Genomic DNA, 23,901 nt, shown 5'->3' with positions numbered 1-23,901 from the left:
CAACCCTCATCCAACTTCGGGATACCCCCATGATGATTCTCATTGTCGGCGGCGTGGCGGGCGGTGCGAGCGCGGCGGCTCGGGCGCGAAGGCTATCGAAAGAGGCCGAGATCGTCATGATCGAGCGCGGCAGCCATCCGTCGTTCGCCAACTGCGGCATGCCCTACTACATCGGCGGCACCATCGAGTCGCGTAACAAGCTGCTGGTAAGCCCGATTGAACGACTTCGGAATCGCTACCGGCTGGACGTCCGGGTCCGCGAGTCGGTGGAGTCGATCGATCGAGCCAAGAAGCAAGTTCTTATCAAGCGACTCGACACCGGCGAAGAGTACACCGAAAGCTACGACAAGCTGATTCTCGCGCCGGGCGCTGCGCCATTCAAACCGCCGATTCCCGGCATCGATTTGCCGGGCATCTACACGCTTCGCAACCTGGAAGACGCCGACCAGCTGGCGGCCGCCACCGAGGGCGCTGAGCGAGCGGTGATTATCGGCGGCGGTTTCATCGGCATCGAAATGGCCGAGAACCTCGTGCACCGCGGCTTGGAAACCTCGCTGGTGGAGCTGAGTCCTCAGATCCTGCCGCCTTGGGACGCTGAGATGGTGGCCCCGCTCGAGCAGTTGCTCCGCGACCGCGGTGTGAAACTGCACCTGGGCGACTCGGCCACCGAGTTCCGCCAGGTGGGCGAGGGGCTGGAAGTGGTGATGAACAGCGGCGCGACAATCATGGCGGACTTTGTGGTGCTGTCCATCGGAGTGCGTCCCGAAAACACACTGGCGGTGAAAGCCGAACTGGACGTAGCCGAGCGCGGCGGCATCCAGGTGAATCGCCACCAGCAAACCAGTGACGCGGACATCTACGCGGTGGGCGACGCCATCGAGGTGACCGACGTGGTAAGCGGAACCCCGGTGCAGATTCCGCTGGCCGGGCCTGCCAATCGCCAGGGCCGCATTGCCGCCGATCACATCTTCGGGCGCGCCTCGCAGTATCGCGGCACCCAAGGCACCGCCATCGTTGGCCTCTGGGACCAAGGCGCGGCGATGACTGGCCTAAGTGAAAAAGTGTGCCAGCGGCTGGGCCTCGACTACGAGAAGGTCTACCTGCACCCTGGCGACCACGCTGGTTATTATCCAGGCGCAACCAGCATGGCGATGAAGATTCTGTTCGACCCCACCAGTGGCAAACTGCTCGGCGGGCAAGTAGTCGGCAAGCGGGGCATCGACAAGCGAGTGGACGTGTTGGCCATAGCATTGCAAGCGGGCATGTCCGTGATGGACTTGGAAGAGTCGGAGCTGGCCTACGCGCCGCAGTACGGTTCGGCCAAAGACCCGATCAACATGGCGGGCTTCATCGCATCGGGCGTGGTGCGCGGCGACCACCCGGTAGCGCACTCCACCCAGCTCGTCGCGGACAAACTCCAGGACGTCACGTTGCTCGATGTTCGCACGCCTGAAGAGTTCGCCGCTGGCGCGATTCCCGGCAGCACGAACGTACCGCTCGACGTATTGCGGAACGAGTTAAACTCGATTCCTAAAGACAAGCCGGTGGTTGCCTACTGCAAGGTTGGCCAGCGCGGTTACATGGCAACGCGGATTCTGATGCTCGAAGGTTACGATGTTCGTAACTTGAGTGGTGGGTACACCACTTACACGCAGGTAGCGGCCGCGAGCAAGAAGTAGCAACACAGCAACACGCCATAAAAAAACCGGAGGAACCCAATCGGGTTCCTCCGGCGTTGCCATTCGCTAAATCTTGTGATGTTGGATCAGTGCGGGTGTGCGAACAGCTGGATGGCTCTTGAGGGAGCGAAGGTTCATTCGCTCCACAGAGTAGTCTGTCGGCTGGCTCACAATTCGTCAATTATGGCGCAAGGAAAAAGCCGAAAATTCATAATTCCGCTAGCGGTAACCCGATAACCGTACAACCAACACCAGATATGCGTACTAGCGCTAGCTAGCAGTTTCCGTAACTGCTGTGCTGGCCGAGTGATGTGGCGAACTGCCACCGAGATGCGGTGTGCCGTCGGTGTGCGACTTATCCGCGTTGCTTGCTTCCTGCAGCTCCCCCGGCTCATCTCCCTTGCCCGCCATCAGGGCGAAAAAGCAGGGTACGACGACCGTGCGGACGAAGAAAGTGTCGAGCAGCACACCCAGGGCTAGTGCGAAGCCAATCTCGATCATGCCCCGCAGCGTGCCGGAGGCCATGGCGATGAACGTGCCGGCCATGATGATGCCGCAACTGGTGATGATGCCACCGGTCTGCACCATGGCCCGCCGCAACCCGCGACGCTGGCCCAGCTTGGCTTGCTCCTCGAACACGCGGGTGGTGAGGTAGATGTTGTAGTCCTGCCCCACGGCAATCAGGATCACGAACAGGAAGATTGGTACCTTCCAGTCGAGGCCGTCGAACGTTTCGCCGTAGTACCAGCGGAAGAAGTAGTCGGTCATGCCGATCGTGGCAAAGTACGACAGCAGCACGGTGACGATCAGATACAAGCACACCAGCGGTCGGCGAAGGATCACCATGATCACGGCCAGCACCGCCACCACTACCAGAATCTTGATGGTGGTTTCGTCGGCCCTGGTCACCTGCTCCAGGTCGCGCATGCCCGGCGTGGTGCCGATGTATTCGAAGCGTGCGCCTTTCCAATCCGGCAATCCGCTACGGACTTTCTGCCAGTCGTCCTGCGTGCCGGCGAACCATTCGGGCTTCTGTTCAGGGAAATCCTCGCCAGCGCTAACCTTGGCGAGCCGCTCTTCGATCTCGTCGACAATCGCGCGGGCTTCCCGCGAGAAGGGATCTTTGTCGAGCACCAGGTGCAGCTGCGTTACTTTGCCGTTGTATTTGCCGGTCTCGGAGACGAACGTGCTCTTGGCCAGCGGGCTACCGGACACGGTGAGCTTGGCCAGGTTGTCGACGTTGGTGGGATCGCCGCCGCCTGGCTTGTACAAGCTGCGCACGTCGGTCACGCCCGGCATGTTGTAGATGAACGTGTTGAGGAACGCGATCGAGTAGTTGCTACTGTCGTTCAGGTCGTTCGGGGTGCCGTCGGGCAGTTGAGCCACGATACTCATTGGCGCCGATTCGCCAGGGGGGAAGTATTCGCGGATGAGCTCGGTGCCTTGCTTGCTGGAGCGGTCCTGCGCCAGTTCGTTCATGAAGTCGTGCGTGACCTGCACGCTCAGGCCATTGAGCATGAACGGCGCCGCGATGCCGAAGGCCGCCCACAGGATCAATCCTGGGCGACGCAGCACCTGGCGCGCGACCCAGTCCCAAACGGGCGAGATCTGCTTCATCTGGTCGTCGAACGATAGGTTCGACAACTCCGGTGGAGTCAGGTTCTTGATGCCAAACGGCCAGAACACCACTTTGCCGAACGCCCTCAGCAGCGCAGGGGCAAACGTAATGCATGCCAACAGGGCGATGAACAGGCAAATCGCGATCACCGGACCGGAGTAGATGAACTTGCCGTAGGTGGCGAAGAACATCGTGGCCAGTCCCAGGATGGTCGTAAACGCGCTGGCCGCCAGCGCGTCGCCCACGTTCATCAGGGCCGTGCCGGAGGCTTTGGACAGATCGACTCCCAGGCCGAGTTCCTCTTTGAACCGAGCAATGAGGAACAAGCAGAAATCGGTGCCCGCGCCGAACAGAATCACGACCACGAAGATTTTGGTGGTGGTGAAGATCTTGAAGTCGCTGGTCATCCCAGCGAACGTCACGTCGCCGGGACCGAAGTACTGCGCCATCAGCGCTACAACGTCGCTCGCTACGCTCAGGCTCACACCGATGGTGGCCATCGGAATCAGCACCAACAGCGGCGAGCGGTAGATCATCAGCAGGCACAGCAGCACCAGCACAATGGTGGTCAGTTCGGTGCTCTTTAAGCTCTCGCCGATCGACAGCTGCATGTCGCCGCCGATCATTCCCGAACCGCTGAGGCCAATCTCGAGCCCCTCGGGTCGATTGGGCGAGGTGAGGGCCTCATCCACCAGGCGATTCACCGCCATCAAGATCCACACGTTCTCGGTCGCCATCATGTCGGTCGTCAGACGCCCGACGACCATCACCGCGTGGCCTTCTAGGTTCTTTCCGTCGCGCGCGGCATCGCCGGCTGCGGGGCGTCCTCGTCGACTGTTCTTGAGCATCTGTCCCACCACGGGAGTCAGCTCCGTCCACACCCGCTTCTCGTTGTCTGCCCAAGGGAAGTCTTCGGTGACGTAGTCGACCAGATCGCCCACCGCGCGAATGGGAGTCTTCTCCGGATCGGGCACCGGCAAGTCGTGCGCTTTGCACACCGCTTGGATGAGTTCGTCGGCTTGCTCCTGGGTGAGTCCCAGGTTGGGGGCCCGCCGATCCGTCGGTGCGGCCACCACATCGCTTTCCGCCTCGTCCGTGGCAGGCGGAGCGACGAGAACGGCATTTAGTCGGACCTTGTCTGGAGAGACGCCGTTCTTGTCGAGCCGACTGCGAATGTCGTCGAGCACGTTGAACGTCTCTTGGCCCAGGCGAGCCAAGTGCCCCGCCACATCGATGGCAAACTGACGGTCGGGTTTAGTGAGCGGCTTGTCGGGGCGGGCGAACACCAAAACGATCTGGCTCTTGGCCTTCTCGTCGGGAAACGCATTCTGCAGCAGGGTGATGCCGCGACGGCTGGTCGCCTCGCTGGGCAGATAGTCGAAGTCGCCATCCAGGGCCACTTGGTCCCAGCTAGGTGCTACCACCTTCAAACCGATAGCTAGCGCTCCCCAGAATATGAGGATCGCCAACCAGTAGCGGTTCACCCAGTTACCAAGTAGTGCAAACATCGACGATTCGTCAAAGTTGGAAAACAGGAACGCTCGCAGGGAATGCGCGCAGCACGCCACCCAGCTGCGTCCGAAGTCTATGATATTACCCCGTTTGCGACGAATGTCCTAGTGGATAACCTCATCCGCGACCGGATCAATTCACCGACTCTTGCACGCAGCGGGTACCTAACCCCTACCACAGGCAAACTCGCTTGGATTGCGGGTAAAAGGAGATATGCAGGGTAGCTTTCGCCTGGAAATTCCGCACTTGGTGGGCAGTTTCTCGGAACCCTGGGCTGCCGAGAGCGTACAACTCCTGGAGGGTCTGCCGCGAAGCCCCCGCCTGCCCGACGAACAGAGGCCACACACCAGGGGTGGTGCGTCGCCGCCGCTGGCCGTGGTACAATCGGCCACGGTGGTCGGCCACGGTGGTCGGCCTAAATACCCTCGATCGGCCATCCGCCTCATCTTATCGCGTTTACGGAACACCAAGAGAGATACTCCACGGGGACCATCATGACCGCATTGCGCCGGAGGCATAGGGCCGCAGCACTGCTGCTGGGAGCAGCCCTCGGGCTGCTTGTCCAGCCGACCTCGCTGCTGGCCCAGGAGCAGCGCCCCAACATCATCGTCATCATGTCGGACGATATGGGCTACTCCGACATTGGCTGCTACGGCAGCGAAATCAACACGCCGAATCTCGACCAACTGGCCGACGGCGGGGTGCGGTTTACGCAGTTCTACAACACGGGCCGTTGCTGCCCCACGCGAGCGAGTTTGCTCACCGGCCTCTACCCGCACCAGGCGGGCATGGGGTGGATGACCACCTTCCAGGGCCCCGACGCCTACGCGGGCGACTTGAATCGCCGCTGCGTGACGCTCGCCGAGGTATTGAAGACCGCCGGGTACAATACCTACATGGTGGGCAAGTGGCACGTCACTCCACCGCCCAACCAGGCACAAGTCGACGAAGACAAAGTACCTCGCCACAATTGGCCGCTGTCGCGCGGCTTCGATCGCTTCTACGGCACCATCGCCGGCGCAGGCAGCTTCTACGACCCCGGCACCTTGGTGCGCGACAACCAGTTGATCGCGCCTGAGAGTCCCAAGGACTTCTACTACACCGATGCGTTGAGCGAAAACGCTTCGCAGATGATCCGCGACCACAAGCGGGAGAAGCCGTTCTTCATGTACCTGGCTTACACCGCAGCCCACTGGCCGCTGCACGCCAAGCCGGTGGACATTGCCAAGTACGATGGCAAGTACGACGAAGGTTGGGACAAGCTGCGCGAAACGCGGCTCGCCCGCATCAAGGAGCTGGGCTTGCTGGCCGACGATGTTGCTTTGGCGCCCAACGTGCGCGATTGGTCGGACGAAGAACGTAAGGAGTGGCAGGCCAGTCGCATGGAAGTGTATGCCGCGATGATCGATTCGATGGACCAAGGCATCGGCCGCGTGGTCCGAACGCTGCGCAACACCGGGCAATTCGACAACACCTTGATCCTCTACCTGCAGGACAACGGCGCCTGCCAGGAAGAAGGGCGGAGCAACAAGGCCCGCAAACTGCGCGAGAAGATGGAACCCATCGAGCCCAAGGCCGACGACGCGCTGCAGTTGGCGATCGTGCCCGAGTACACGCGCGACGGCCAGCCGGTGCAATGGGGCCGCGGCGTGGTGCCGGGCCCCGCCAACACGTACATGGAGGTCGGCCGCGAGTGGGCCAACGCCTCGAACACCCCCTTCCGATTGTTCAAGCATTACGTCCACGAGGGCGGCATCGCCACCCCACTGATCGCCCACTGGCCGCGCGGCATCAAGCGGCAAGGCGAGCTGGAACCGCAGCCCGGCCACTTGGTCGACATCATGGCCACGCTGGTTGAAGTGGGGCAGGCCGAGTATCCCAAGAAGTTTCACGAGGGCGACGTCGATATCCTGCCGGTCGAGGGCACCAGTTTGGTCCCTGCGTTTGCTGGCGAGAAGCTTGATCGCAAGACGCCCATCTTTTGGGAGCACGAGGGCAACCGCGCGGTCCGCGATGGCGACTGGAAGCTGGTGGCGCGTGGGGCCAAGGGTCGCTGGCAGCTGTACAACCTTGCCAAGGATCGCAGCGAGCTGAACGACCTGGCCGAAGAAGAGCCCGGCAAGGTCACCGAACTGAGCGGTGCATGGAGCGCCTGGGCGGGGCGAGCCGGTGTGCTTCCGCTCACTCCTTACTGGCCCGAGCCGGAAGAGAGCAGCGCCCAGAAGCAAGGCGCCGCCCCGCGAAAAGACTCGATTGTGCGATAGCGGCCAATCGAGCGCTACCGCCAAGGCAGCCAGTCGAACCAACCCCCTGCGCCTTCCACGCGATTCATCTGCGGCAGTCGGGCGAGTTGCCTGCGGAGCGAGCCGCTGACCGCTGTGCCGCGCACGTCGAGGTATCGCAGGTTGCTCACCGCGGTCACCTTCAGCACGCCCGCATCGCCAACGTTGGTGTTCGCCAGTCGCAACACTTCCAGGTACTTCAAGCCATCGGCCTGATCCGCCAGGGCTAGCAACTCGGCGTCGCCTACCTCGCACCCGGTGAGGTTGATTTCCACCAACCGATCGGCGATGGCGGTGAAGTCCTCGCCGATGGTTTCCTCCAACCAATTCATCTGCTGCACTTCGACTTCGCCACCCCACGACGCTACCAATCGTAAGATTTCGCGTTGGGCGATGTACAATGGCATCTGCACCCCGATCCAAGGCAGCCGCTTCCCGTTGCGCTGGGCGAACGTCAACGCTTCGTCGAATGCTTCCTGCAAGGCCATGAAGTCCTTGGAGTCGCCTCCGTGATCGGGATGCGCCTCTTTGGCTTTTTCGAAGTACGCCTGCTTCACGTCGGCCGGTGTCACCGGCAGCGACAGCCCCAGCCGCTCCAGGAACGCCCGCCGCTTGCGCCCCCGCTTCACTATCTCGGCGTTCCGTTGAATCGTGGCGTCCAGCGCCGCCGAAGCAACAGGTTTTTCGATTTCGTCCGGCATGGTTGCTACCCGCTTGGTGGGAGGAAGCCGCTGGCAATCTGGATGCCCTGGTAGGAATTATACCTTCCCAGGCCAATAGCGGCGCACTCGAGGCGAACAACTCGCAAGACTTCGCTCGCCGCCGGGCGACGGAGCAACCTTTCCCCGCCCGTGGGGCAATTTCCCAACCGCTAAATTCGCTATGATGAATACCTCGACCAAGGCCGAACCGCGAGAAAGGACCACCATGCCCCCAACTCCAGAACCGACGCCCGAACCGACCGAACGTAGCGTCCACGACTACTTGCTCTACTCGCTGAGCCTGCCCGAACGTGCCCTCCGCAGCACCGCAGGCGTGGCTGGTGGTGTGGTTCGCGAGGGAGCCAACCTGCTGGTGCCGCAAGCGTTTCGCAGTTCCAAGAGCTACGAGATCGTGGTGCAGCAAGGGCTCGACTTTCTCACCAGCGACATCGGCGGAGTGAAGCACGAAGGTGGCGAAGACGAAGCTCCCAAAATCGAAGGCTACGTGGCCAAGAAGACCGTCGGCGGCTTTGTCGAAATGGCCAGCCTCGCTACGCTGCACCTCTCCCCTGCCCTGTTGCTCGCGGTGGTCAGCGATGTTGCTTATGGTTCGCAAACTTACCTCAAGGAGTTGGCGGTCGAACTCAAACGCGAAGGCGTGATCGACGAGAACTCGACCATCGACCACGCCAGCGACTTGCTCGCCGCCATCCGCGAGTCGTCGTCGGTCGGCGCCGAAGTGTTCGACACGCCGCCACTGTCGGTCGACGGCATCAGCCAGGCGATCAACGACACCACCGCGTCGGTTCGCAAGATCGACCCCACCAAGGTCCTGCCTGCTGCCGAGATCGATCGCTTGTGGCGCGACATGAACGAGGTCGCCCAGGGCGAAGACGTCACGCTGCTCGAAGTGTCCGGTGCGATGACCCTGCACGCGTTGAACCGCGCCGAAAAAGTCGCCCAAGGCGCGCTGTCGGGCGTGACGATCGCCGGCTCGTTGTTGGATCGCATCGTGGTCGACCATTACCGCAACGCCCTTACCGATATCCATACTCGTGGCTACTACACCACGCTGGCCGACGTGAGCCAGCCATACATCACAGCGGTGTGGGAGAACTTTTCCACCGACCGCAGCACCGTGACCGAGGATCTGCTCAACGGCAAACTCGTCGGCCAGGCCGCCAGCACCGTGGGCCGCTGGTTCGGGTTGGGCAAAGAAGATGTCGAGCAAACCGCCAACGATCCCAAGCCCCCAGCCCCTAGCCCATAACCATCACTCTCCCCACAGCGTCGCGACCACCCTGCGGGTGCTAGCATGGTTGCGGTGTTCCACCAGGTAGATCCCCTGCCAGGTGCCCAGCGCCAAGCGTCCATCTCGCACCGGCACGGTGAGCGACGCTCCCAGCAGCGAACTTTTCACATGAGCCGGCATATCGTCCGGGCCTTCGCAGGTGTGGATGTACGGAAACGACTCCGGCGCAATCGCGTTCATCGAGGCTTCTAAGTCGACCTGCACGTCCGGATCAGCGTTCTCGTTGATCGTCAAACTTGCGGATGTGTGCTGGAGAAACAGGTTGAGCAGCCCCATGCGCAGCTCGCCGATTTCCGGTATCTGCGCTACGATTTCGTGGGTCACCAGATGGAAGCCGCGACGTTTCGCGGCAAACTGCAGGGTATGTTGAGTCCAAGGCATCGATTTTCGGAACCTTTTGCTTTTAGGTGTAATCTCGGGTTGTTAAAATGTGCTTATTTCCCGGGGCGTACGGCCCTCCGTTCGCCCTTGCGAATGTGGTTCAACTGCGGCGGCAATCCACACTTCCTGGGTTGCCTTTTCGCGGCAAAGTCTCCATTTTTCGCCATTCGCTACGCTTTACCAGCTTGAGCGAAAAAAGGCGGGAAAAGTTGGTTTTTGGACCCTTGTAAAAACTTGACTTCCAGATTTCGCCAGTAATAATCGTGCGTTCAAAGTTAACCAGTTCTTCATCCCACGCAGCGGTGTGAGTTCACCTTGGCGGCTGCGACGGGTTAACCTAAAAGCCGGCTCCACCATCCCGCCCCCATAGCTGGCTCCTGTATCGGAATTGTGAGATTTTATCATGCCTGACAACAAACTAGACAATGTGTTCGACGCCATCCTGAAGTACGGTCACGACGAAGACTTCGTGCCCCGCGTCGACGACACGTTTCAGCCCACTGCCGCTCCCGCAGGATCGGCGGAGAAACTGGAGATCCTCGCCGAGCGCGTTCGCCAGGGCCATCCTCTGTGGCACGAAGAAGACCGCTTCGACTACAGCGGCCTGACCGGCGCTGTGCGTCCTCGCGACTAAACCGCCGCGAGCTTGCAACCCACACCAACCGCTGCCTTGTCCACAAGGCAGCGGTTTTTTCATGCGCGGTTGTCAACGTGATTCGTCAATCTCATCGTTTTGTTTGTCCGTTTTGTCCCAACATTCGATCCATTGGCCCAAAACCCCAAACCGTTTTGGGCCACCTCTTTTCAAAAATCCCTTGTTTTCTCGATCCAACTATTCGCGCGGTGCGACAAAACCCTCCGCGTTGTTCCCCGCATGTTCCACACTGGGGCAAAACCGATAGTCGGCGCTCCGGCGAACGAGCGCCTGCATTCCCTCCCCCGGGCGATATGGCGCGGGGAACGCTCCCCAACCAATCACTATCCTCCCGCCAAATCGTTTGGGGGAGGGCTAGGGTGGGGGCCTGTATCATCACCGCATTACCCGCGGCTACCGGCAAGACATCCGCCGTCTGGCGACGGTATCTACAGACCGCCGCACACCCATTAGATCACGCAGGCGCGCGACTTCAACCGCGATTTGTTTACACCGCCGATTTCTGGCAAACACGCGGGATGAAAACCGCCGAGCCCAGTTCCCAGCCTAACTCTCCATCACAATCTCTTCGACCTTCCCGTCTTCGTTGAAGCTGACGCTGATGACGTAATTGGTCACATCACCGGGGAGCGTGAAGTCGAACGTGTCCAATCCTTCGTCGTCGTCTTCGCTCCAATGCGATTGAAACACCAAGAGGTCGAGCACCCTGACCGGCTCGGGGGACGACGACTGCAGATGCTCCTGCCAATAGGCGTCGTCGATTTCAGTCAGGTGATGACTGACGAAGAGCGTCGCTCCGTACTGATCCTCTGCGGTGCCGAAGGCAGTTCGGATGGCGGCCAGAGCGGCTGCTTGGCGTCGTTCGATTTCAGTCATGGCGAAGTCGCTCCAAGAAACATGGATCTGTTGGGGTAAATCCTACCCTACCACGAGTCGGCGTGACACCTTTAACGATCCTCCCACAATTCATCTGTTGCTAGCCAGTCTTTCAAGACACCAACTCGACGTTCGAGGAGGTCGCCAAGCTCGCGTAGATCATGTCCGGCCGTTTCAAAAGTCGTATCAGGAGGTTGGCAACCTTCCACCATATGGGCAGCGTAGCCTTCCCAGTTGTAGACAAGCTCGCGCAACGCAGATCGCGGGTGGCATTCGCCACGTTCCGAAACATAGTCGGTCGGGCAGTCGCCTGCAAATGCCCACCAACCAATCTTCCCCGCTTGCTTCTGCGACTCAATGCACCAGATGCCAAAGTGGGGAGCCATCTCAAACGCAGGCCACTCTCCAATGTTTGGCGCCCGAATTCCCTGTTTCTCTAGATAAGTAGCGATGACGCCTCGTTGCTTGGCGTTCCATTCGCGGAATTCTTCGTCAGTCATGCGTACGTACTACTAGGCCAAGTTGTTTGAGGTGGACCCGCCAAGTATCTCCCTGAACGTGCCCGGCATCCGTTATCATACATCACCATGGCCAATGCAATTATCAGGGACGTCCGTCACATGGAACAAGCGTCGCCAACCATGTTCATCATTGAACTCGACAATGGGGTCGGATTCGTCTGGCGAAGCGAAATGACGTGCCTCGCGCCGGTAGGGGAAGGGCAGAAGGTAGAAGATTTGCGACCCGGCGACGAAGTGCTCTTCAACAAGAAGCCGCGAACAGTCAACTCGATCCGCATCTATCGTTAGCAAATACGGAATTCGATGGCCAAGCGTTTCCACTTTTCGCTCAAGAGCCTGCTGATCGCCATGTGCGTGGCTGCACTTCTGTGTGGCGGCGTAGCGATGCTGTACCAACAAGCACGAAGGGCGCTTGGAGTTGGCCCCCTACCGCAGTTTCGACCAGTGGCCGCGTTCGCTCGTCGCGTTGATTGGCGACGACCAATCGCTCCGAGACGACGTCGTGCCAATTGGTCTGGGGGAGTTCATCGACCATGCGTCGATGTGGCGCATCCAGCCCGGCTCACCGCTCCGCCAGCGGCTGTTCGATGCATACACCCTGGAAGCGACGACTACCAACCACCCCGAGGCCTCCAATTTCTTCGCAAATATTCCCCAGCAGTGGAAACACTGCGTCGAAGCCGACTGCAATTGGTACGCCACCCCCGGCTATGGCAACGGGCGCATCGAAGGCGTTGACTTGTTCTTGATTGCCGAGAATCCGGAGACCGGGGAACTCATTGTCTTGCATGAGTGGTGTTTCTAGGGCCGTGATCGCAACACCCAATCTTCGTAGGCCAGCCACACCTCCTCTGGCCAGTCGACCGGCAAGCGACCAGGAGCACTTAGCTAGCACTAGAAATTAGGTCGACCATAGATAGTGGCTGTCTCACTTACGATTCTAATAGAGGTATTCCCTGCTTCTGTTCTTTTTGAGATAATTTTCGACTCAGTGTGTAAAGTTCCTCGGACGCAATCGCATGAAAAGTCAACGAGTTCTACGAATTCAATTGACCGTCTTGTTGACGTTGTTGGTACCAAGTTCGCGGTTGCTGGCTCAAGAAACGAAGCCGCAGAAGAACGACGGCATGGAGGCTGTTCAATATGCCCTTACACTAGCTTCCCAAGGTAAGCCACTGGCCGCCATTCGCAGCATCGAGAACAGTTCGATAGAGAAAACTTTGGCATCCGACATGCTCGCTACTCTTTACTCGGTTGTCGGGGAGTGGCAAAAGACGCACCAACTCCGCAGCACTGCGCGGAAAAATAATGTTGTAAGCCCGCCCCCTGAGTTTCGACCAAGGCGGGGCATTGATGCTATTGCTGAGCAGGCACAAGGAAAGCGTATAGTAATCATCAACGAGGCTCATGATTCTCCGGAGCACCGACGGTTCATCGCTCGGCTAGCGGAGAAGTTGCGAACCCAGGGCTTCAGATACTACGCGTTTGAGACGTTAAGTGAAGACGCTCAGCAGCTCAAACATCGAACTTATCCCGTGCTTTCAACGGGTTTTTATTCAGTTGAACCTGCATTTGGGCAGCTCATACGCGATGTTCTCGAAATGGGATATACTCCCGTGTCGTACGAAGCAATCAATCTAGGAAACACTACTAGTGGGCACCCTACCGACCCTGTCGCGCAGATAAACAATCGCGAGAAACAGCAATGCGACAATCTGATGGATAAGATTTTCAAAGTAGATGCAGCGGCCAAGCTAGTTTTGCATGTGGGGCACGACCACGTGATGGAGGCAGGAAAAAAAGCGGGGGACGCTGAAATACTGTGGCTGGCAGCCCGCCTAAAGGTGGAGACAGGTCTCGATCCATTGACGATCGACCAGACAACACAGCTACGCCGTTTCCCAGAAACTCAGAGTAGCTCACTTGTTTTCTCCACCGCTGAAGGTCAATGCTATGTTGGTGGCCATTTTTCTGATGCTGTCGACATCCAAGTCTATCATCCACCGATAGTCGGCGAACAAGGTCGCCCTAGTTGGATGTTCGCTGACGAGACACGTGTCGTGCTTGAAATTCCTGAGAATCTAGTTGCCTCGACGGAGAACTTGCTTGTACAAGCGTTTTACGATGGTGAAGAACAGCGAGCAGTTCCCGCTGACCAAGTTGTTTTGCGCAAGGGGCAACCGCGGCCAGTATTGTTGCTTCGTCCCGCCCGCTATCAGATAGCCGTACAAGATGAAGATGGGCATGAGTTGTCACGGACAGAAGTAGTTGTTTCCGAGCGAGACAGGTAGCTTCTCGCCATCAAATGGAATCACACGCCCTACTGAACTACCGGCACCAAGCTAACCGCGCTCGCGAAGACGTTGTACATCGATCGACGGGAGCACATCTCGCACTTGAGCTTGTACGGCCCGTCTCGAATGTCGGACCCACCTTCGCGAATACAGTCGACGTAGCCCTCGCGCCACGCATTTCCCCAGTCGTCGGCGGCGTCGGTGAACTCTAGGCCGCACGCCGGGCAAGCGCACGACTTCACCGCTGCCCTGAATGCGCTTTTGACTTCGGGGCGATCCGCGGACAAGCCGCTATTTCGCAGTGGCTGACGTTGTTGCTTCTGGTGTGACATAACTTGCTTTTGGACAGGCCGCGATTAGCGTACGCAATCGATAATCTGTATACTCTGGGCTGCGATTCTGACGTTGGTGGTGGAAACGCATATCGAGCACGAAACCGATGGCATCGATTTCTTCATTGCCAACTCAATTACAGTATCTGCAGCATTTCCTATCAATCTTGGTTAAGTTGCCGCCAGAAGATTGGGACGATGTGGATCCCTCGCCTCTGATGGACGCGATTCTGGAGCGTATCGAAGGGCTCGATGAGCTAGATGCAGAACACGTTTTGACAGGTGATCGGGACCTGCTGGAGCATTGGCTGGTTACCACTGGCGATGCCACAAATCCTGCGTACTGGATTCTCGGGTTTATGCACTCGCCACCACATTTGCTCGATGAACTGCTAGATTCTTCGGACGTTGGCAACAAAGAGGTGACCATTTCATTCGAGTTGCCGACAGGTTGGAAGGCAACGCACAGTCCTTCGCAACTCGAACTAACATGCGGCGAAGTCTTTGCGATCATCACCGCAGTTGATAAGGTCGATTTAGAATCCCGCCGCATGGAATTCGCGCACTGGTCCGCCCCTCCCCCTCTGAAAATGACGCTCACATCGGAAGACGTAGCTTTTGAAAGTGTAAGGGGCACCAAGCATACAATTCTGGATAGGGGTGTTGCTGCCGGCAAGAACATTGAATATCTACTGAGCGTGCCGGGCGGCTATGCGAACGTAGTTTTGGGGCATACCAAACTAGCCGATTTCGACGAGTCGGCAATGGAAGTGTTATTGCACACGCTGCGAATTGACATGCCCTCGTCGTAGATGTTCCTATACTCGGCTACCAACACGCCCTCTTCCACGCGCCAACTGAGAGTAGGACGGAGTTAACCAAGATACCGGATTGACTTGGCCGGACGTACCCTGCATCTAGCACTCGACCACTGTGGATGCGACAATCCCATTCACCAAACGAGGCTCAGAATATCTTTGTCACGACGAATAGCAAGCCGTGATTGTTAGGACACGAATACAAGTTCCCTGCAAACCCCATTCGCATGCTGCTGGTCTCGGTGCTGAAGTCCTTCTCCTCGATCGTGATATCCGGCAGCACGACGCACGACTTGCACAATCGGCAAGAGACCGCCACATCACCTTGGCAATCGATCAAATCCGCCACGACATAGTCCATTCTGTCCCGTTTGTCCGCAGGAACAATGACACGGTCGTCAGCATTGGTTACCGAATTCATCCACTCCAGCAATTCACGATCACCAACAAATCCAGTTTTCGAAGCACGATCCGTTGCGATTGTCTTCGCAGCTTCAAGTGGGACGCTAATCGAGCCTCGCAACTTCATGCCAAGCTCGTACTTGGTTTCGAAGACGAGGTCTACCATCGCAGACTATCCCCTATGTTCAAAGGCGCGCGTAGTCAATCTTCCCACAAAGACCAGCCAGTATGCGTAAAAAATCCGTGGCGACGAACCTCGCGTGTCAATGAGTCCGTCTATGTCAACCGCCGAACACTATCCTACCGAGCAAACTGCTTCCGCCCCCGCCCATTCCCATTCTGCGGCGCGGTCGCCTTCGGTGGCGAGCCGATTGGTTGGGCGTTGCCGGGGCCTAGGAGTTCGTCCACGCGGCGGCGGAGTTCGGGGTTGATGTCGACTTTCTTGCCGCTTTCGAGGCTGGCCACGGTTCCGTCTTCCAGCACCAGTTGCAGGCGCAACGCCTTGGGGCCGGGGTAGCCGCGGATGATTTCGTTCAGGGTGCCGAGCGTTTCGATTCCGTGGCGTTTTTCGTCCACGCGGACCGAGAGGCCGCTGGTGAAGCGCTCGGCCAGTTGCTCGATGGGCATCAGTTCGTTGATGATCAGGTTCACTTCCTCCGCGCCGGGCCGGCGGTCGACCACCGCGGTGACGCCCACGATGGCGTCGGACACCACGTGGTCGCCGAACTGCGCGAACTGCTCGGGCCACATGATGCAGCGGACGATGCCGTCGAGGTCCTCGAGGTCCCACATCGCGTACTTGCTCGGCATGCCGGGCTTGGGGTTCTTGGTGTGGCTCATCTTGATGGCCGCCAGCATGCCGCCCAGCACCACCTCGGTGCGATGCTCCAGGCTGCTGACCGTCTTGCTGCTGTGCGTGGTATAGGTGCGGAGCGCCTGCTCGAACTCGGCCAGCGGATGGCTCGAGAGATAAAAGCCGAGCACTTCCTTCTCGTAGACCAGCATCTCCTTCTCTTCCCACGCCTTGGCGTCGGGTAGGTCGACGCTGGCGTCGGCTTCTTCGGGCTCGTCAACTTCGTCGAATAGGCCCTTCTGACCGCTCTTACGGTCGGCCAGCACCGAAGCCCCCGACTGCATCGCCCGCTCGACGCCGGCCATCAATCGGGCGCGTTCGGCGCCCATCGAGTCGAACGCACCGGCTTTGATCAGCGTTTCGACGGTCGCCTTGTTACACGACTGGGGATCGACCCGCTCGCAGAAGTCGAACAAGCTGCGGAACGGCCCGTCTTTCTCGCGGGCGGCCACGATCGCCTCGGCCGCTCCGCCGCCGCAACTCTTGATGGCCGACAGGCCGAACAGGATCTTACCTTCGCGCACGGCAAAGTCGTCGAACGACGTGTTCACGTCGGGCGGAACGACTTCGATGTTCATCCGCTTGCAGTCCTCGAGGTGCTCGACCAACGAGTCCTTGCTTTTGAAGTTCCGCCCCGGAATGTCGCCCGACAGCAGCGCCGCCATGAACTGCACCGGGTAATGCGCCTTGAGGTAGGCGGTCATGTAGGCGATCAGGGCGTAGGCCGTGGAGTGCGACTTGTTGAAGCCGTAACCCGCGAACTTCTCGATCATGCCGAACAGCTCTTCGGCCTTCTTCTTGTCGAGGCCCTTTTCTTGCGCGCCGTTGAGGAACTCTTCGCGGAACTTGGCGATGATCGGCAGCTTCTTTTTGCTGATCGCCTTGATGCACTTGTACGATTCACTGAGGCCGATGCCACCCAGGCGGTTGAGGATCCGCATCACCTGTTCTTGGTAGACCATCACGCCGTGCGTCTCTTCCAGCACCTCCTCCATCACGGGGTGCGGATACTCGGCGGGGCGGCGACCGTGCTTCACCTCGATGTACTGGTCGACCATGCCGCCTTCGAGCGGACCGGGGCGGTAGAGCGCGGCCGTGGCGATGATGTCGCGGAAGTTGTCGGGCCGCATCCGCTGCAACAGGTCGCGAATACCGCCCGACTCGAGCTGGAAGATACCCTTCGTCTCGCCACGACAGAGCAGCGCGTACGACTCCTTGTCGTCGAGAGGGAACTTGTAGGGATCGATCCGCTCACTGGTCGACTCTTCGATCAGGTCGATACTGCGGGCGAGGATCGTCAGGTTCCGCAGGCCCAGGAAGTCCATCTTCAAGAGCCCGGCCGCTTCCACGTCGCCCATCGCCCACTGGGTGATGACTTCCGTTTTGCCTTTCACATGCTGCAGCGGCACGTACTCGCTGACTGGCTCCTTGGCGATCACCACCGCGGCGGCGTGCGTGCCGACGTTCCGCGCGAGGCCTTCGATCTTCCGCGCCAGGTCCAATAGCTCGCGAACTTCGGCGTCGCCTTCGTAGGCGGTCTTCAGGTCGTCGGAAGTTTCGAGCGCCTTGTCCAAGCTGATGCCGAGCTGGTCGGGAATCATCGCGGTGATCTGGTCGACGCGGAAAATGGGCATCGACATCGTGCGGCCGACGTCCTTGATGGCCGCCCGCGCGGCCAGCGTGCCGAACGTGCCGATTTGGGCGACGTTGGCCTCGCCGTACTTGTCCTTGACGTACTGGATCACCTCGCCGCGGCGCTGCTTGCAGAAGTCGATATCGATATCAGGGGCTTCCAGGCGGCTTTCGTCGAGGAACCGCTCGAACAGCAGGTCGTACTCCAGCGGGCAGACGTGGCTCATCTTCAGCGCGAAACAAACAATCGACCCGACGCCCGATCCACGTGCCGTGCAGGGGATGTTGCTCTCGACCGCGAAGCGGACGAAGTCCCACACGATCAGGAAGTAATCCGGGAAACCGAGCTTGTTGATCACGCTCAACTCGCGGTCGATGCGGGCCATCACTTCGTCCGACAATTCGCCTGTCGCCGGATCGTCGTTTTGCCAGCGATGCGGCGCATCGGCGTAGCGTTCTTTCAGGCCATCGATCACCAGCTCGCGCAGGTAGGCTTCGCTAGCCTTGATGTCGGGATCCGTGTTGCCGGGAGCGGTGAAGGTGGGGAAGAACCGCTTGCCGAGTTCCAGGTCGATGTCGACCGAGTTGGCGATCGTCTGGCTGCGGCCCAACGCTTCGGCGTGCTGGGGCAAGGCGGCGAACATCTCCTCGGGGCTGCGAAGGAAGAACTCGTCGCCCTCCATCTTCATCCGCCCCGCGTCGGTGCGGAACTTGCCGGTGTTGATGCACAGCAGCACGTCCTGCGCTTCGGCGTCTTCGCGATTCACGTAGTGAGCGTCGCTGGTGGCCACCAGCGGCACGCCGATCTGATTCGCCAGGTGGATGGTCAGCTCCATCGCCATCTTTTGGATGTCGACCCCGTTGTCCTGAATCTCCAGGTAGTACCGCGGGCCGAACACCTTCTGGAACCACTCGGCGACCTCGGTACCGCGCTTCAGCGCGTCGTCGGCCGAGTTGCCCGAGAGCAGGTTGCGGCTCAGCTCGCCGGAGACGCACCCGCTGAGGCAGACGATGCCCTCGCTGTGCGCCGCGAGCAGCTCCTTGTCGATGCGGGGCTTGTGGTAGAAGCCTTCGAGGAAGGCGCTGCTGGCCATCTTCACCAGGTTCTTGAACCCCGTGCGATTCTGCGCCAGCAGCGTCAGGTGGTAGCTGGCCTCCTTGCTGCTCGATGCGCCGCCCTTGTCGAACCGGCTGCCAGGCGCGATGTAGGCCTCGTAGCCGATGATGGGGTTGATCTCGGCGTCTTTGCAGGTGCGATAGAACTCCAGCGCGCCGTACAGGTTGCCATGGTCGGTGAGCGCCAGGCCGTTCATGCCCAGATCTTTGGCGCGATTCACCAGCTTCTTGATCGGGCTGGCTCCATCCAGCAGGCTGTAATGACTATGGCAGTGCAGGTGAACAAACGGAGGCGCATCCATGGCAGACTAATGACCAGTTACGAAGGACCAATGACCAATTGAGAGCAGCGGTCATTCTATCGCGCCGTGGTCAGATTTCCATTGACGCTGAAAACCGGGACATTTGGAGTGAACTGACGCGAAGCCCGATTGGCCATCGGAACTTCCGCCTTGATCATTCACTTCCCGGTTCGCCGATACTGCGGAGATATTCGGCCAGCAGGCCCTGCATGTCGAGCAATTCCTGCCAGCGGACAATGTCGATTTTCACCACGCTGCTCTCTTCGGGAATGTCGACGCCTTCGACCAGCGCGCGGGTGCGGAGGTGCAGGAACTCCAGCAGCTCGGAAAGCTGCGCCGCCTGACCGGGGCCGAGGCCTTCGGGCAGGTCGGGTGGCTTGGGAATGTGGAGCGTGCTGCGCGAATGCGTGCCGCTCCAGTCGGCGTCCGGGTCGCCGCCCACTTCCAGTTGCTTGGCCAGCGGGCTGTTGTCCAGGTCTTCGGTCGGCACGTCGCCGTCGTCGCGAAGTTCCTTCAGCCGCTGCGCGATCTGCTCGCGAGTGCCGTAGCGAAGCACGCTGCGGCCTAGCGAAATGATGTCGCCGAAGCGGAGGATGCGAAGTTGCACCTGCTCGCCGTTGACGCGGGTGCCATTGGTGCTGTCCAGATCGGTCAGGACCAGCATGTCCTGATCCTCCTGGATCTTGATGTGGAAGCGGCTGATCCGTTCGTCGTTCAGCTGTACCGCGTTGCCTTCTTCGCGCCCGATGGTAATCGGCGTTGCAAGGCTCTCGTACCGCCGTCCTCGATCGGCGCCGTCCAGTACGTATAGCGAGATATCGGCCATCGGGGAGGTAGTTGAGGGCGGGGGTTTCGGTTCCGGCGAGATAGCGGGCAGTGCCTCTCGGACCTTCTATTGTAATCAGCGGCTCCGGATGCGTCAGCGGCCTTATTTGGGGACTTTTTTCGGCTTGCCCCAGCGGCCTTTTGTACACGTTCCTCCCCAGAGAGCGAGCGAATTGGCTTGGTTCATTCGTCCACCACAACGACTGTGTCGGCGATTTCGTCGTGCAGACACTTCCGCGACCCGCGGAAGATCATTAGCGGGTCGACCAGTCCCGCGACAACAATGCCGAATACTGGAATCAACAACAACAACGACATTGGCAGGTATCGCCGGACTGTCAAACGGCTAAAGTCCGCGCGACTCCCATCGGTGCGAACGATCTTGATTCCCAACAGCTTTTTACCGACCGTCTGTCCATTGGTCGCCAGCAGATAGCCGTTGACGGCCAGAAACAACCCAAAACCAAGGACCTGTGAAACCAAGTTGAGCAGCAAACCCGGTGACTGAAGCGCCGCTGGATCGACTCCCGCCGATATAAGGACTATTGCCTCAGCGGCCCCGATTGCGAATCCAAGCGGTGCTAAGATGACAACATCAATAAGCGCCGCCCCCAGCCGTGTGCCACGTCCAGCGAGCGGCGACATGTCGGGGGCATCTGGGACGCGTAAGTCGTTGGCTGCCAGCGGCGACGCAAACGGATTCTGTTCATCCATCGACAGAGGCTCCCCCTTTAGAGCAATGAACTATTAGTGCCGGAAGTGTCGGCAGCCGGTGAACACCATCGGCAAACCATGCTTGTTGCAGGCGTCGATCACTTGTTGATCGTTACGCGAGCCGCCTGGCTGGATTACGGCCGTGATGCCCGCCTCGGCGGCGCGGTGGATCGAGTCGTCGAACGGGAAGAACGCGTCGCTGGCCAGCACGCTGCCAGCCACGCGATCGCCCGCCTTGGTGATGGAGATCTCCACCGAGTCGACGCGGCTCATCTGTCCCGCGCCGGCGCCCAGTAGCATTTCGTCCTTGGCCAGCACAATCGCGTTGCTCTTCACGTGGCGGCACACCGCCCAGGCGAAGCGCAGGTCGGCCATCTGCTGGTCGGTGGGCATGGTGTCCGTCGCCACTTTCCACTCGGTCTCGTCGTCCGGCAGGTCGTCGGCGGTCTGCGCCAGGTAACCACCGTCGATGGCTCGCAGTTGCAGGGAAGCCGCGCCGGGCTCGATCTTGCCAATTTTCATCAGCCGCACGTTAGCCTTCCACTTCGGCTTGGTGGTGAGAATCTCCAAGGCCTCCGGCGTGTAGTCCGGCGCGACGATCGCCTCGACGAACTTGCCGGGCTCGGCTAGGCACTCGGCGGCCGCCGCGTCGACCGGCACGTTGAAGCCGAGGATCGACCCGAACGCGCTCACCGGGTCGCCCGCCCACGCTTTTTCCATCGCACTGCCAAGTGTCGCGCCGCTGGCCGCACCGCACGGGTTGTTGTGCTTCAAAACCGCAACGCCTGGCTGAGGCAGCGAGCGGGCCACGCCCAGTGCGGCGTCCAGATCGAGCAGGTTGTTGTACGACAGTTCCTTGCCATTGAGCTGCTCGGCGTTGACCACGCTGTGCGGGCCGGCGTCGGCCGCCTTGTACAGCGCGGCGCACTGGTGGGGGTTCTCGCCATACCGCAGCGGCAGCGCGCGGTGCAGCGTCAGCCGCAGCGACGAGGTGAAGTCGCCCGACTCTTCCAGCTGCCCCGCAAAGTACCCGGCAATCGCCGCGTCGTAGTCGGCCGTGTGGGCAAACGCCGCCGCGGCCAACTGGGTACGCTGCTCCAGCGAGGTGCATCCCTGGCTTTGGATGGCCTCGAGAATTGCCGGGTACTGCGCGGGGCTGGAAGCAACCGTGACGTATTTGTGGTTCTTGGCCGCCGAACGCACCATGCTCGGCCCGCCAATGTCGATCTGCTCAATCGCCTCGGCAAACGTGGTGTCCGGTTTGGCGACAGTTTGGCTGAATGGATAGAGATTAACCACCACCAGTTCGAACCGGGCGATCTGGTGATCGGCCAAAGATTTCTGGTCGCCGGAATGGTCGTGCCGGCATAGAATTCCACCGTGGACCTTGGGGTGAAGTGTTTTCACCCGGCCATCCATCATTTCGGGCGAGCCGGTGTATTCGGCGACGTCGCGAACCGCTAGGCCCGCGTTTTCTAACTCCCGACGGGTCCCGCCGGTGCTATAGAGTTCGACCCCTGCGGCCGCGAGGCCTTTGGCGAAGTCGACCAGACCAGTTTTATCGCTGACGCTCAACAGCGCCCGCTCTATTTTTGACGATTCCATGGCCGGAACCTTTCGGCAAACTGCAGTAAAAGACGCGAGAAAATCGCTCGCAAAACACTAACTCTCTGCCCCCTAGCTTCGTATAATTAAGTGTGGCTGAGAAGAGGCTGTCTCAGGCCCAAGAATAGCGACCCCAGAAGCGTCGAAAGACGTTTAGCATAGTCGCCCCTTTCAATGCGTGGCCAATCGCGAGTTCCCCCCCTCCCTACCGTTGGCCAAATTACGCGAAAGGGGCGGCTTCTTTTTTTGCCCTTCGCCGTCGGGCAATGGTTGCGTCCACCTCCCCAATTGTTGTGGCTTTGCTTTCAAGTCCCTGGCGGTATGGTAGAATCCGCAGTTGGTTCACCCTATGGTCGAACCAACCACCTGACGGGGCAATCGCGGCGGGTGCCTCGCTGGCGGTGTGCGGAACAACTGCCGCGCCACTCTTCCCAAGGCGAATCTCATGCAAGGCAACAATCGATCCACGTTGCTGGTGATTCTGGCCATCGCGGCCATCGCTATTTTTTGGTATCGCGCCAAAGTGTACGAAGAACCACGCACCATCGCGCGACCCAAGTTGGTGGTGCTCACCGGCGGCGACGGGCCCTATTGGCAGTTGATGGTCGAAGGCGCTCGCAGGGCGGCCGATGACGTGAAGGCCGACATCGAACTGCTAATGCCCGAAGGCGACGACAACTTCGAGAAACAGAACGTGATGCTCATGTCTCTCAAAGCCGATGGCGTCGACGGCATCGCCATCAGCCCGTTGGACGCCGAAAAGCAAACTCGGTTCATCAACACGCTGTCCGACGACACGATCGTCGTGACGGTCGACTCCGACGCGCCGCTTTCCGAGCGAACGTGCTACGTAGGCGCCAGCAACCTCGCGGCCGGCAAGAAGTGCGCCCAGCAGGTCGAGGAAGCTCTGCCCGAGGGTGGTAAGGTGGTGGTCTGCCTGGCGAATTTGACAAAGGACAACATGATCGGCCGCAAGGCCGGCATGGAAGAGCGGTTTGCCGAGTCGGCTGCCCAGGACGACCAGGCGCCGAACCACGAAGTGGTCGAGTGGCTGATCGACGATGGCGACCGCGATCGTTGCCGCGAGCAACTCGTCGAGTTTCTCGAAGCGCACGACGACATCGACTGCGTGGTGGGCCTCAACGCATTTCACGGCGGCGAGATGCTGTTCGCCGTCGACAAGGTAGGCTTGGCGGACAAAATGAAGATCGTCGCGTTCGACGCCGAGGAGGCCACGCTTGATGGAGTGGCTAGTGGCAGGATCTACGCCACGATCGCCCAGGATCCTTACCAATACGGCCACGCCGCCGTGCGGCAGTTGGTCGACCTATGCCGCAGCAACGAGGAACAACGCGCCCCGGCTGGAATGCCGAGCACCTATACCGTCGACACCCGGGTGATTAAGCAGGGCGACGTGGAGGAGTTCCGCGAAGAGTTCCTCAAGGATGGTGACAAGGACGACGAGTCATAG

The 23,901-nt window shown here is 59.8% G+C and carries 20 protein-coding genes; 9 read left to right on the top strand and 11 right to left on the bottom strand.

From position 1 onward, the window contains the following. Positions 1–29: 29 nt before the first annotated feature. On the top strand, positions 30–1,679 hold the full coding sequence (locus ACQK2L_RS04715) for an FAD-dependent oxidoreductase (RefSeq protein ID WP_425395773.1): 1,650 nt from the start codon (positions 30–32) through the stop codon (positions 1,677–1,679). A gap of 270 nt (positions 1,680–1,949) precedes the next feature. Here the strand turns inward: ACQK2L_RS04715 and ACQK2L_RS04710 are convergent, their stop codons facing one another. Continuing rightward, positions 1,950–4,805 carry an MMPL family transporter gene (locus tag ACQK2L_RS04710; RefSeq protein ID WP_425395772.1) on the bottom strand — a complete coding sequence of 952 codons (2,856 nt, stop codon included), beginning with the start codon at positions 4,803–4,805 and terminating at the stop codon, positions 1,950–1,952. A gap of 498 nt (positions 4,806–5,303) precedes the next feature. Between ACQK2L_RS04710 and ACQK2L_RS04705 the strand changes: the two genes are divergently transcribed. Further along, complete coding sequence (locus ACQK2L_RS04705) at positions 5,304–7,073, top strand: arylsulfatase (protein WP_425395771.1); 1,770 nt, start codon at positions 5,304–5,306, stop codon at positions 7,071–7,073. A 14-nt stretch (positions 7,074–7,087) separates the two neighbouring features. On the opposite strand, the gene ACQK2L_RS04700 is transcribed toward ACQK2L_RS04705, so the two are convergent. Further along, positions 7,088–7,792: a hypothetical protein gene (locus ACQK2L_RS04700; RefSeq protein ID WP_425395770.1), complete on the bottom strand. Its 705-nt coding sequence runs from the start codon at positions 7,790–7,792 to the stop codon at positions 7,088–7,090. Positions 7,793–8,018: 226 nt separating this feature from the next. Here ACQK2L_RS04700 and ACQK2L_RS04695 point away from each other — a divergent pair, with 226 nt between their 5' ends. After that, positions 8,019–9,062, top strand: a complete 1,044-nt coding sequence (locus ACQK2L_RS04695; protein ID WP_425395769.1) for a hypothetical protein — start codon at positions 8,019–8,021, stop codon at positions 9,060–9,062. 3 nt (positions 9,063–9,065) lie between these two features. Here the strand turns inward: ACQK2L_RS04695 and ACQK2L_RS04690 are convergent, their stop codons facing one another. Further along, entirely contained in the window at positions 9,066–9,485 is a 420-nt protein-coding gene (locus ACQK2L_RS04690; RefSeq protein WP_425395768.1) for a secondary thiamine-phosphate synthase enzyme YjbQ, read from the bottom strand. Positions 9,486–9,888: 403 nt separating this feature from the next. Between ACQK2L_RS04690 and ACQK2L_RS04685 the strand changes: the two genes are divergently transcribed. Continuing rightward, complete coding sequence (locus ACQK2L_RS04685) at positions 9,889–10,119, top strand: hypothetical protein (protein ID WP_425395767.1); 231 nt, start codon at positions 9,889–9,891, stop codon at positions 10,117–10,119. Between the two features lie 567 nt (positions 10,120–10,686). Here the strand turns inward: ACQK2L_RS04685 and ACQK2L_RS04680 are convergent. After that, positions 10,687–11,016, bottom strand: coding sequence for a DUF2004 domain-containing protein (locus tag ACQK2L_RS04680; protein ID WP_425395766.1), 330 nt, complete (start codon positions 11,014–11,016; stop codon positions 10,687–10,689). A gap of 71 nt (positions 11,017–11,087) precedes the next feature. Then, complete coding sequence (locus ACQK2L_RS04675) at positions 11,088–11,516, bottom strand: DUF4826 family protein (RefSeq protein ID WP_425395765.1); 429 nt, start codon at positions 11,514–11,516, stop codon at positions 11,088–11,090. 87 nt (positions 11,517–11,603) lie between these two features. Here ACQK2L_RS04675 and ACQK2L_RS04670 point away from each other — a divergent pair, with 87 nt between their 5' ends. The 3 genes from ACQK2L_RS04670 (at position 11,604) to ACQK2L_RS04660 (ending at position 13,828) form a co-directional block, all read left to right on the top strand. Beyond that, positions 11,604–11,825 carry a hypothetical protein gene (locus ACQK2L_RS04670; RefSeq protein WP_425395764.1) on the top strand — a complete coding sequence of 74 codons (222 nt, stop codon included), beginning with the start codon at positions 11,604–11,606 and terminating at the stop codon, positions 11,823–11,825. Between the two features lie 124 nt (positions 11,826–11,949). Further along, positions 11,950–12,342 carry a hypothetical protein gene (locus tag ACQK2L_RS04665; RefSeq protein ID WP_425395763.1) on the top strand — a complete coding sequence of 131 codons (393 nt, stop codon included), beginning with the start codon at positions 11,950–11,952 and terminating at the stop codon, positions 12,340–12,342. A gap of 214 nt (positions 12,343–12,556) precedes the next feature. Then, positions 12,557–13,828, top strand: coding sequence for a hypothetical protein (locus tag ACQK2L_RS04660; protein ID WP_425395762.1), 1,272 nt, complete (start codon positions 12,557–12,559; stop codon positions 13,826–13,828). A 29-nt stretch (positions 13,829–13,857) separates the two neighbouring features. Here ACQK2L_RS04660 and ACQK2L_RS04655 read toward each other — a convergent pair whose 3' ends face one another. After that, positions 13,858–14,163, bottom strand: coding sequence for a hypothetical protein (locus ACQK2L_RS04655; protein ID WP_425395761.1), 306 nt, complete (start codon positions 14,161–14,163; stop codon positions 13,858–13,860). A gap of 107 nt (positions 14,164–14,270) precedes the next feature. On the opposite strand from ACQK2L_RS04655, the gene ACQK2L_RS04650 reads away from it, so the two are divergent. Then, positions 14,271–14,975 (top strand): hypothetical protein, encoded by a 705-nt coding sequence (locus ACQK2L_RS04650; RefSeq protein WP_425395760.1) that lies wholly within the window; start codon positions 14,271–14,273, stop codon positions 14,973–14,975. Positions 14,976–15,129: 154 nt separating this feature from the next. Here the strand turns inward: ACQK2L_RS04650 and ACQK2L_RS04645 are convergent, their stop codons facing one another. The 5 genes from ACQK2L_RS04645 to purH all read right to left on the bottom strand — a co-directional run bounded on the left by ACQK2L_RS04645 (position 15,130) and on the right by purH (position 22,430). Beyond that, the gene (locus ACQK2L_RS04645) at positions 15,130–15,549 is read right to left on the bottom strand and encodes a hypothetical protein (protein ID WP_425395759.1); all 420 of its coding nucleotides are present in this window, start codon (positions 15,547–15,549) and stop codon (positions 15,130–15,132) included. Between the two features lie 134 nt (positions 15,550–15,683). Beyond that, positions 15,684–19,286 carry a DNA polymerase III subunit alpha gene (dnaE, locus tag ACQK2L_RS04640; protein ID WP_425395758.1) on the bottom strand — a complete coding sequence of 1,201 codons (3,603 nt, stop codon included), beginning with the start codon at positions 19,284–19,286 and terminating at the stop codon, positions 15,684–15,686. A gap of 154 nt (positions 19,287–19,440) precedes the next feature. Next, positions 19,441–20,112 carry an FHA domain-containing protein gene (locus ACQK2L_RS04635; protein ID WP_425395757.1) on the bottom strand — a complete coding sequence of 224 codons (672 nt, stop codon included), beginning with the start codon at positions 20,110–20,112 and terminating at the stop codon, positions 19,441–19,443. 182 nt (positions 20,113–20,294) lie between these two features. After that, entirely contained in the window at positions 20,295–20,825 is a 531-nt protein-coding gene (locus ACQK2L_RS04630; protein WP_425395756.1) for an RDD family protein, read from the bottom strand. Positions 20,826–20,858: 33 nt separating this feature from the next. Further along, positions 20,859–22,430: a bifunctional phosphoribosylaminoimidazolecarboxamide formyltransferase/IMP cyclohydrolase gene (gene purH, locus ACQK2L_RS04625; RefSeq protein WP_425395755.1), complete on the bottom strand. Its 1,572-nt coding sequence runs from the start codon at positions 22,428–22,430 to the stop codon at positions 20,859–20,861. A gap of 445 nt (positions 22,431–22,875) precedes the next feature. On the opposite strand from purH, the gene ACQK2L_RS04620 reads away from it, so the two are divergent. Next, positions 22,876–23,901 carry a substrate-binding domain-containing protein gene (locus ACQK2L_RS04620; protein ID WP_425395754.1) on the top strand — a complete coding sequence of 342 codons (1,026 nt, stop codon included), beginning with the start codon at positions 22,876–22,878 and terminating at the stop codon, positions 23,899–23,901.

The sequence above is a fragment of the Aeoliella sp. genome, assembly GCF_965227375.1.
Taxonomy (GTDB): domain Bacteria; phylum Planctomycetota; class Planctomycetia; order Pirellulales; family Lacipirellulaceae; genus Aeoliella.
The sequence above is the reverse complement of the archived record's forward strand: the minus strand, read 5'-3'. Positions and strand labels throughout refer to the sequence as shown.

What these genes read in the sequence shown, in the direction of transcription:
- ACQK2L_RS04715 (WP_425395773.1), top strand. Translation starts at nt 30, where the DNA reads ATGATGATTCTCATTGTCGGCGGCGTGGCGGGCGGTGCGAGCGCGGCG.
- ACQK2L_RS04710 (WP_425395772.1), bottom strand. Translation starts at nt 4,805, where the DNA reads ATGTTTGCACTACTTGGTAACTGGGTGAACCGCTACTGGTTGGCGATC.
- ACQK2L_RS04705 (WP_425395771.1), top strand. Translation starts at nt 5,304, where the DNA reads ATGACCGCATTGCGCCGGAGGCATAGGGCCGCAGCACTGCTGCTGGGA.
- ACQK2L_RS04700 (WP_425395770.1), bottom strand. Translation starts at nt 7,792, where the DNA reads ATGCCGGACGAAATCGAAAAACCTGTTGCTTCGGCGGCGCTGGACGCC.
- ACQK2L_RS04695 (WP_425395769.1), top strand. Translation starts at nt 8,019, where the DNA reads ATGCCCCCAACTCCAGAACCGACGCCCGAACCGACCGAACGTAGCGTC.
- ACQK2L_RS04690 (WP_425395768.1), bottom strand. Translation starts at nt 9,485, where the DNA reads ATGCCTTGGACTCAACATACCCTGCAGTTTGCCGCGAAACGTCGCGGC.
- ACQK2L_RS04685 (WP_425395767.1), top strand. Translation starts at nt 9,889, where the DNA reads ATGCCTGACAACAAACTAGACAATGTGTTCGACGCCATCCTGAAGTAC.
- ACQK2L_RS04680 (WP_425395766.1), bottom strand. Translation starts at nt 11,016, where the DNA reads ATGACTGAAATCGAACGACGCCAAGCAGCCGCTCTGGCCGCCATCCGA.
- ACQK2L_RS04675 (WP_425395765.1), bottom strand. Translation starts at nt 11,516, where the DNA reads ATGACTGACGAAGAATTCCGCGAATGGAACGCCAAGCAACGAGGCGTC.
- ACQK2L_RS04670 (WP_425395764.1), top strand. Translation starts at nt 11,604, where the DNA reads ATGGCCAATGCAATTATCAGGGACGTCCGTCACATGGAACAAGCGTCG.
- ACQK2L_RS04660 (WP_425395762.1), top strand. Translation starts at nt 12,557, where the DNA reads ATGAAAAGTCAACGAGTTCTACGAATTCAATTGACCGTCTTGTTGACG.
- ACQK2L_RS04655 (WP_425395761.1), bottom strand. Translation starts at nt 14,163, where the DNA reads ATGTCACACCAGAAGCAACAACGTCAGCCACTGCGAAATAGCGGCTTG.
- ACQK2L_RS04650 (WP_425395760.1), top strand. Translation starts at nt 14,271, where the DNA reads ATGGCATCGATTTCTTCATTGCCAACTCAATTACAGTATCTGCAGCAT.
- ACQK2L_RS04645 (WP_425395759.1), bottom strand. Translation starts at nt 15,549, where the DNA reads ATGGTAGACCTCGTCTTCGAAACCAAGTACGAGCTTGGCATGAAGTTG.
- dnaE (WP_425395758.1), bottom strand. Translation starts at nt 19,286, where the DNA reads ATGGATGCGCCTCCGTTTGTTCACCTGCACTGCCATAGTCATTACAGC.
- ACQK2L_RS04635 (WP_425395757.1), bottom strand. Translation starts at nt 20,112, where the DNA reads ATGGCCGATATCTCGCTATACGTACTGGACGGCGCCGATCGAGGACGG.
- ACQK2L_RS04630 (WP_425395756.1), bottom strand. Translation starts at nt 20,825, where the DNA reads ATGGATGAACAGAATCCGTTTGCGTCGCCGCTGGCAGCCAACGACTTA.
- purH (WP_425395755.1), bottom strand. Translation starts at nt 22,430, where the DNA reads ATGGAATCGTCAAAAATAGAGCGGGCGCTGTTGAGCGTCAGCGATAAA.
- ACQK2L_RS04620 (WP_425395754.1), top strand. Translation starts at nt 22,876, where the DNA reads ATGCAAGGCAACAATCGATCCACGTTGCTGGTGATTCTGGCCATCGCG.